The 7,517-nt window shown below is 63.9% G+C and carries 6 protein-coding genes; 1 reads left to right on the top strand and 5 read right to left on the bottom strand.

Annotated features, from left to right (window positions below):
- The 5 genes from AC11W3_RS20190 to glyQ all read right to left on the bottom strand — a co-directional run bounded on the left by AC11W3_RS20190 (nt 1) and on the right by glyQ (nt 7,042).
- Nucleotides 1-450 carry a YaaR family protein gene (locus AC11W3_RS20190; RefSeq protein WP_484090346.1) on the bottom strand — a complete coding sequence of 150 codons (450 nt, stop codon included), beginning with the start codon at nt 448-450 and terminating at the stop codon, nt 1-3.
- Between the two features lie 334 nt (nt 451-784).
- The gene (locus AC11W3_RS20185) at nt 785-985 is read right to left on the bottom strand and encodes a cold-shock protein (RefSeq protein ID WP_484090347.1); all 201 of its coding nucleotides are present in this window, start codon (nt 983-985) and stop codon (nt 785-787) included.
- 261 nt (nt 986-1,246) lie between these two features.
- Nucleotides 1,247-3,910, bottom strand: coding sequence for a pyruvate, phosphate dikinase (gene ppdK, locus AC11W3_RS20180; RefSeq protein ID WP_484090348.1), 2,664 nt, complete (start codon nt 3,908-3,910; stop codon nt 1,247-1,249).
- Between the two features lie 193 nt (nt 3,911-4,103).
- Nucleotides 4,104-6,167: a glycine--tRNA ligase subunit beta gene (gene glyS / locus AC11W3_RS20175; RefSeq protein ID WP_484090349.1), complete on the bottom strand. Its 2,064-nt coding sequence runs from the start codon at nt 6,165-6,167 to the stop codon at nt 4,104-4,106.
- A complete protein-coding gene (glyQ, locus tag AC11W3_RS20170; RefSeq protein WP_484090449.1) occupies nt 6,167-7,042 on the bottom strand; it encodes a glycine--tRNA ligase subunit alpha in 876 nt (291 codons plus the stop codon). Before glyQ ends, glyS begins: the two co-directional genes overlap by 1 nt.
- Nucleotides 7,043-7,329: 287 nt before the next feature.
- Between glyQ and AC11W3_RS20165 the strand changes: the two genes are divergently transcribed.
- Nucleotides 7,330-7,517: FAD-dependent oxidoreductase (locus AC11W3_RS20165; protein WP_484093641.1), on the top strand; the 188-nt coding region annotated here is incomplete at its 3' end.

Below are 7,517 nucleotides of genomic sequence, written 5' to 3'. Positions count from 1 at the left end.
CTAGAGGAGGAAGTCGACCACCAGCCCCTTGATCTTGATGATCTGCGCGGTAATGCGGATGTGGTCCTTCTGCTCCCGCATCACCAGGTGGTAGAGCAGGTCGGCTTCCTTGTCGATCACCGTCATGACCTCATGGGTGCGGCCGGTGAATCCCCCGCTGACCATCTCGATCTTGTAGGCCTCCGAGGAGACCTTCCTGGCCATGGTCGCTATCAGTTCCCTGAAGGTCTTGAAGTTGGCGATGGTCGGCTCGCGTTCCAAGACCTCCCCCGCCTTGTCGATCTCCTCCTTGATCCGCTGCAGCTCGCCCGCGTAGTCGGCGTTGCTGCGGGCGATCTGGGTGAGCCTGGCGGCAAAAAGAGGGGCCGTCGGGCCGGCGATGCTTTTGGGAGGAGCACCCTTCCCCTTCTTGGTGACGCTGCGGGATTTTGATTTTTCGTCGATACGCATGGTGGCACCGCCGTTGGCTGGCCTGCATGAGATATGTCGCCCTGCTGATTTTAATCCACTTCGCTCTTCATTCAACCCCCGCTCCCGGCCGGCGTTTTCTCCCATGCCGGCCTCCCTCACCCTGGCCCTCTCTCCGCTACGAGATTGTCATCCACGAATGCCCTTATCGGGGATCCAGATTTCACTTCGTTTAGAAACTGGATTCCCGATCAGGATCGCTTCGGGAATGACAGTTTTGGAAACTGGTGGAAGATTGGTACTTCAGGAGAATGTTTGAGCGAATGGCATAAAAAAAGCCCCGGATCTCTCCGGGGCCTGTCAGTTGGTATGGCTCTTAGATTCTCACCACGTTGGAAGCCTGCGGCCCCTTGGTGCCCTGGGTGATGTCGAAGGAAACCGGATCCCCCTCGGCGAGGCTCTTGAAACCGTCCCCCTGGATCGATGAGAAATGCACGAAGACGTCGACCCCGTTGTCCTGCTGGATGAACCCGAAGCCCTTCGCGTCGTTAAACCACTTTACCACACCGTTAGCCATTACTCTTTCCCCCATGCTTTAGAATGCGAACTCGGTTTTCACTCCCGCAAAATCCCAGCGGAGGAGGCACAGGGGCATGGCCGGCGCAACCCGCCCTCAAAGGACGGGATGGCAGCCGGAGAGGTGGCCAGACCTGCCCTCCGTGACTCCGTGGCTGATGGTTTTGTGAGAAGCGCATCCTGCTATTACACCTTCCGCCTTGCCCTGTCAACCATTTGATCCCCCTCCCCCGCTGACCAGGCCGGGGGAGGGGGAGGGGTTTTACCCGCCGAGGGTGGCGTGGGCGGCCGCCAGACGCGCGATCGGCACCCTGAAGGGGGAGCAGGAGACGTAGTCGAGGCCGACGGAGTCGCAGAACATGACGGAGGCGGGGTCGCCGCCGTGCTCGCCGCAGATGCCCAGCTTGATCCCGGCGCGGGTCTGGCGACCCTTCTCGCACCCCATCTTCACGAGGGCGCCGACGCCGCACTGGTCGAGGGTCACGAACGGGTCGTCGTCGAGGATGCCGTTCTCCACGTAGAAGGGGAGGAACTTGCCGGCATCGTCCCTGGAGAGGCCGAAGGTGGTCTGGGTCAGGTCGTTGGTCCCGAAGGAGAAGAAGTCGGCCTCGGTGGCGATGCAGTCGGCGGTGATGGCGGCCCTCGGGAGCTCGATCATGGTGCCGATCAGGTACTGGATCTTGACGCCGTAGCGGGCCATGACATCCTCGCAGACCGCCACCGCGTTGGCGCGCATGATGCCGAGCTCCTTGGTCACGGCGACCAGCGGGATCATGATCTCGGGCACGATCTCGAAGCCCTCGTCGCGCACCAGTTCGCAGGCGGCCTCCATGATGGCCTGGACCTGCATGTCGTAGATCTCGGGGAAGGTCACCCCGAGGCGGCAGCCGCGGTGCCCCAGCATCGGGTTGAACTCGTGCAGGAACTCGACCTTGTGCTTGAGGGTCTGGGCCGAGACACCCATGGTTTCGGCCAGGGCCTCGATGTCCTTGTCCTCCTGCGGGAGGAACTCGTGCAGCGGCGGGTCGAGGAGCCTGATGGTGACGGGAAGACCCTTCATCTCCCTGAAGAGCCCCTTGAAGTCACCTTTCTGCATGGGGAGGATCTTCAGCAGGGCCTTCCTGCGCCCTTCGATGTCGTTGGAGAGGATCATCTCCCTCACGGCGGCGATGCGGCTCGCTTCGAAGAACATGTGCTCGGTGCGGCAAAGGCCGATCCCCTCGGCGCCGAACTCGCGGGCGGTGCGGGCGTCGTGCGGGGTGTCGGCGTTGGCGCGGACCTTCATCCTGCGGTACTTGTCGACCCAGCTCATGAGGGTGGCGAAGTCGCCGGAGACGCCGGCGGCCACGGTGGCGACGGCGCCCAGCATGACCTCACCGGTCGAGCCGTCGAGGGTGATGACGTCCCCCTTCTTGACCACGGTGCCGTTCTTGGCGACCAGCTGCCCTGCCGCGTAGTCGACCTTGATGTCGCCGCAACCCGCCACGCAGCATTTGCCCATCCCGCGGGCCACGACGGCCGCGTGCGAGGTCATGCCGCCGCGGGCGGTCAGGATGCCCTGGGCGGCGTGCATGCCGTGGATGTCCTCGGGGCTCGTTTCGACGCGGACCAGGATCACCTTGAGGCCGAGCTTGGCGGCAGATTCGGCCTCGTCGGCGGTGAAGACCACCTCGCCGGAGGCGGCACCAGGGGAGGCGGGAAGGCCCTTGGCGATCACGTCCTTCACAGCCTTCGGGTCGAGGGAGGGGTGCAGCAGCTGGTCGAGCTGGCTCGGCGCCACCCGCAGCACCGCGGTCTTGTCGTCGATCAGACCCTCGCTCACCATGTCGACCGCGATCTTGATGGCGGCCTTGGCAGTCCTCTTGCCGCTTCTGCACTGCAGCATGTAGAGGATGCCCTTCTCGATGGTGAACTCGATGTCCTGCATGTCCTTGTAGTGGCGCTCCAGGATGTCCCTGATGCCGGAGAGCTGCCGGTAGCACTCGGGGAGGACCTCCTCCATGCAGGGAAGGTCGCCGGGCTTGTACTTGGCCTTGTTGATCGGCTGCGGGGTGCGGATGCCGGCCACCACGTCCTCGCCCTGGGCGTTGACCAGGTACTCGCCGTAGAAGTAGTTCTCCCCGGTGGAGGGGTCGCGGGTGAAGGCCACGCCCGTGGCGCAGTCATTGCCCATGTTGCCGAAGACCATGGACTGCACGTTGACGGCGGTGCCCCAGTCGGCGGGGATGCTGTTGAGCTTCCTGTAGGTGATGGCGCGCTGGTTCATCCAGGAGCCGAAGACCGCGCCGATGGCGCCCCAAAGCTGCTGCTCCGGATCCTCCGGGAATTCCACGCCGAGGGTTTCCTGGATCTTGGACTTGAAGGAGGCCACCAGTTCCTTCCAGTCGGTCGCGGACAGGTCGGTGTCGAGGTGCACGCCCCGCACCTCCTTGCGGCGCTCGAGGAGGTGCTCGAGAACGTCCTTGGGCATGCCCATGACCACGTCGGAGTACATCTGCACGAAGCGGCGGTAGGCGTCGTAGGCGAAACGCTCGTCGCCGCTCTGGGCGATGATCCCCTGCACGGTGGTGTCATTGAGCCCCAGGTTGAGGATGGTGTCCATCATACCCGGCATGGAGGCACGGGCGCCGGAGCGGACCGATACCAGCAGCGGGTTCTTGGCATCCCCGAACTTCTTCCCCATCAGCTTCTCCACCGCGGCCAGGTTTCCCGCCACCTCGGCGGCCAGGGCCTCCGGATAGCGCCTGCCGTTCTTGTAGTACTCGGTGCAGACCTCGGTGGTGATGGTGAAACCGGCCGGAACGGGGAGACCGATGCTGGTCATCTCTGCCAGGTTGGCCCCCTTGCCCCCCAAGAGCTCCTTCATCTTGGCGTTTCCGTCTGCCTTGCCGGCTCCGAAGAAATAGACGTACTTCTGCGATCCCATTTTTCCCTCCTTGAAGTGGTGTTGCTATGCGAAAGGTTCTAAGTACTGCATCCGGAATTCAGAATGCAAACAGCCGCTCGGCCTTTGCGGCGCGAACGGCTGTTTACGTGAGCGTTATCTGGTGCAAGCGCGCGACAGCACGCTTCAGCGACAAGTGAGATCTTACACCGTAGCCTGAGCGCTGCCGCACGAATCATGGCGACAGCCTCGCGAAATCGGCCAGCCTGGCGAAGAGGCGGGCGATGGAGGTGAGGAGCGCCAGGCGGTTTTCCCGCACCCGCTCGTCCTCGGCCATGACCATGACCTTGTCGAAGAAGAGGTCGACGTCGGCCTTGAGGGTGGCGATCTCGGTCAGGGCGGAGAGGTACGCGCCGCTGCCGATGGCGTTCTCCACCTTCCCGACCACCCCCTTGACCGCCTGGTAGAGCGCCCCTTCGGCCGGCTCCTGGAAGAGGGCCTCGGAGACGGGGGTATCGACGCCCCCCTTGACGATGTTGCAGACCCGCTTGAAGGCCACGGCCAGGGGCCCGAAGTCCTCGCGGTTCCTGAACTCGGCGAGCGCCGCGATCTTGGCGGCGGCCTCGACCAGGTCCTCGAAGGAGACGGAGACCACAGCCTCGACCACGTCGGAGGGATAGCGGTCGGCCATCAGGTTCACGAAGCGGCCCCGGAAGAATTCCAGCACGTCCCTCTGCACCTCTGCCCGCGGCCGGGTCGTTTTCGCCGCCAAAAGGTCGAGCGAGGCGGAGACGAGGCCGGTGATCGGCTCGCGATAACCGCGGTCGAGGATGATGTTGATGATGCCGATGGCCGAGCGGCGAAGGGCATAGGGGTCCGCGGAACCGGTCGGGATGAGCCCGACGCTGAAGCAGCCGCAGATGGTGTCCATCTTGTCGGCCAGGGAGACGAAGGCGCCGACGTCGGAAGCCGGAAGCTCGCCGCCGGCCTGGGTGGGAAGGTAGTGCTCGGCGATGGCGGTGGCCACGGCCGGCTCCTCCCCGTCATGAAGGGCGTATTCGCGCCCCATGATCCCCTGGACCTCGGGGAACTCCCCTACCATCCCGGTGACCAGGTCGGCCTTGCAGAGCGTGGCGGCGCGGGCCACCTGCGCCGACACCGCGGGGTTGAGCTTCGCCGAGAGCTCCTTGGCCAGTTCCCTGAAGCGCTCCATCTTCTCGTAGGAGGTCCCCAGTTTCGCCTGGTAGACCACCGACTTCAGAGCCTCGACCCGGCTTTCCAGGGTGTGCTTTTGGTCCTCGTCGAAGAAGAAGCGGGCGTCGGAGAGGCGGGCGCGAAGCACGCGCTCGTTCCCCTTGACCACCACCTTGGGATCCTCGGTGAGGGTGTTGTTGATGGTGATGAATCCCGGGAGGAGCTTTCCTTCGGCGTCCACCAGGGAGAAGTAGCGCTGGTGCTCGCGCATGGAGGTGATCAGCACCTCGCGGGGAACCGCCAGGAAATCGGGAGAGAAGGTGCCGTGGACCGCGCTCGGGTACTCGACCAGGAAGCTCACCTGCTCCAGGAGCGCCTCGTCGGGGAGGACGTTGCCGTGGGCCTCCTTGGCCACCCGCTCGATCTCGCGGCGGATGATCTCCTGCCTCTTGACCGGATCGGGTATCACGAAATGGCGCTCGCACTCATCCAGGTAGCTCGCCAGGTCGCGCACCGGGAAGGCTGTGTTGGCCATGAAGCGGTGACCGCGGGAGACGGAGCCCGTTTCGATGTTGCCGAAGGAGAAGGGGACCACCACGCCGTCAAAGAGGGCCACGATCCAGTGGATGGGGCGGGCGAAGCGGGCCTCCAGGTCCCCCCAGCGCATCGACTTCTTGAAGGGGATGGCGCCGATCAGCCTCGGCAGGATCTCGGTCAGCAGCTCGGAGCTCTCGCGCCCCACCTCGCTCTTCCTGGCCGCGATGTACTCGCCCTTCTCGGTGGCGATGATGGTCAGCTGGGAAACGTCGATCCCCTGCCCGCGCGCAAAGCCCTGTGCCGCCTTGGAGGGGTTGCCGTCGGCGTCGAAGGCCACGCTCTTCGAGGGGCCCATGGCCACCAGCTCGGCATCGGGCTGCCGCTCCGAGATCCCCTTCACCGCAAGCGCCAGCCGGCGCGGGGTCCCCAGGGTCAGCACCTCGCCGAACTCGAGCCTCGCGCTTTCCAGTTCGCGCCTGATCAACTGCTCCATGTCGGCCATGGCCTTGGGGATAAAGCCGGCCGGAATCTCTTCGCATCCGATCTCGAGGAATAGGTCCTTCGCCATTAACGGCCTCCTTTCAAAAGCGGGAAGCCGAGCCGCTCGCGCATCTGCAGGTACCCCTCGGCGCAAAGTCTCGCCACGTTCCTGACCTTCCCGATGTAGGAGGCGCGCTCGGTGACCGAGATGGCCCCGCGGGCGTCGAGGAGGTTGAAGGTGTGGGAGCATTTCATGACGTAGTCGTAGGCCGGCAGCACCAGCCCCTTCTCGACCAGCCGCACGCACTCCTTCTCGTACATCTTGAAGAGGGTGAGGAGCATGTCGACGTCGGCCTCCTCGAAGTTGTAGGTGGAGAACTCGACCTCGCTCTCGTGGTGGATGTCGCCGTACCTGACCCCTTTGACCCACTCCAGGTCGTAGACGTTGTCCACCCCCTGCAGGTACATGGCGATCCTCTCGCAGCCGTAGGTGATCTCGGAGGAGACCGGCTTGAGATCGATGCCGCCTGCCTGCTGGAAGTAGGTGAACTGGGTGATCTCCATCCCGTCCAGCCAGACTTCCCAGCCAAGCCCCCAGGCTCCCAGGGTCGGGGACTCCCAGTCGTCCTCGACGAAGCGGATGTCGTGCTTGCCGGGGTCGATCCCGAAGGCCCTGAGGGAATCGAGGTAGAGGTCCAGGATGTTCATGGGTGACGGCTTCATGATCACCTGGAACTGGTAGTAGTGCTGCAGCCGGTTCGGGTTCTCGCCGTAACGGCCGTCGGTGGGGCGCCGGGAAGGCTCGACGTAGGCGACGTTCCAGGGCTCGGGGCCGAGGACGCGCAGGAAGGTCGCGGGGTTGAAGGTACCCGCGCCCTTTTCGGTATCATAAGGCTGCTGGATCACGCATCCCTGCCCCGCCCAGTAACCCTGCAGGGAGAGAATCAGCTCCTGAAATGTCAACACTCGGCCTCCGATAACATGCTGATTTAGCTAGGTCTAGCACCAGCAAAAAGTATACTGTATCCAAAGAGTTAGGCTCGCCAGATTACAACTGTTCAAAGCGGCTGTCAAGGAATATCAGGGGAAGGGGTTCCGGGAAAAACGCTCCCCCGCCCGCTTTTCCAGGGCCCGCCGAAGGGTCCTTCCTTGCCCCCCCGTCCCCCGGTCGACGGCCCGGAAATGCCGGTAAATTCTGCTGTTTACCCGCCCGCGCCTTTCACGGTACACTGAGCCATGGGGTGAGCGTCATGAGTGAAGGAGCTGAAATCATCATCCTCGGTTCGGGCTCGACCGCCTTTGCCGCGGCGTTGCGTGCGCAGGCCAAGGGGGCGCGCCCGATAATGATCGAAAAGAGCATGCTGGGCGGGACCTGCATCAACTGGGGATGCATCCCCAGCAAGACCCTGATCCACTCCGCCCTCTTCCGGCATCAGGC

This window comes from Geomonas sp. (genome assembly GCF_056994735.1).
The sequence above is the reverse complement of the archived record's forward strand: the minus strand, read 5'-3'. Positions and strand labels throughout refer to the sequence as shown.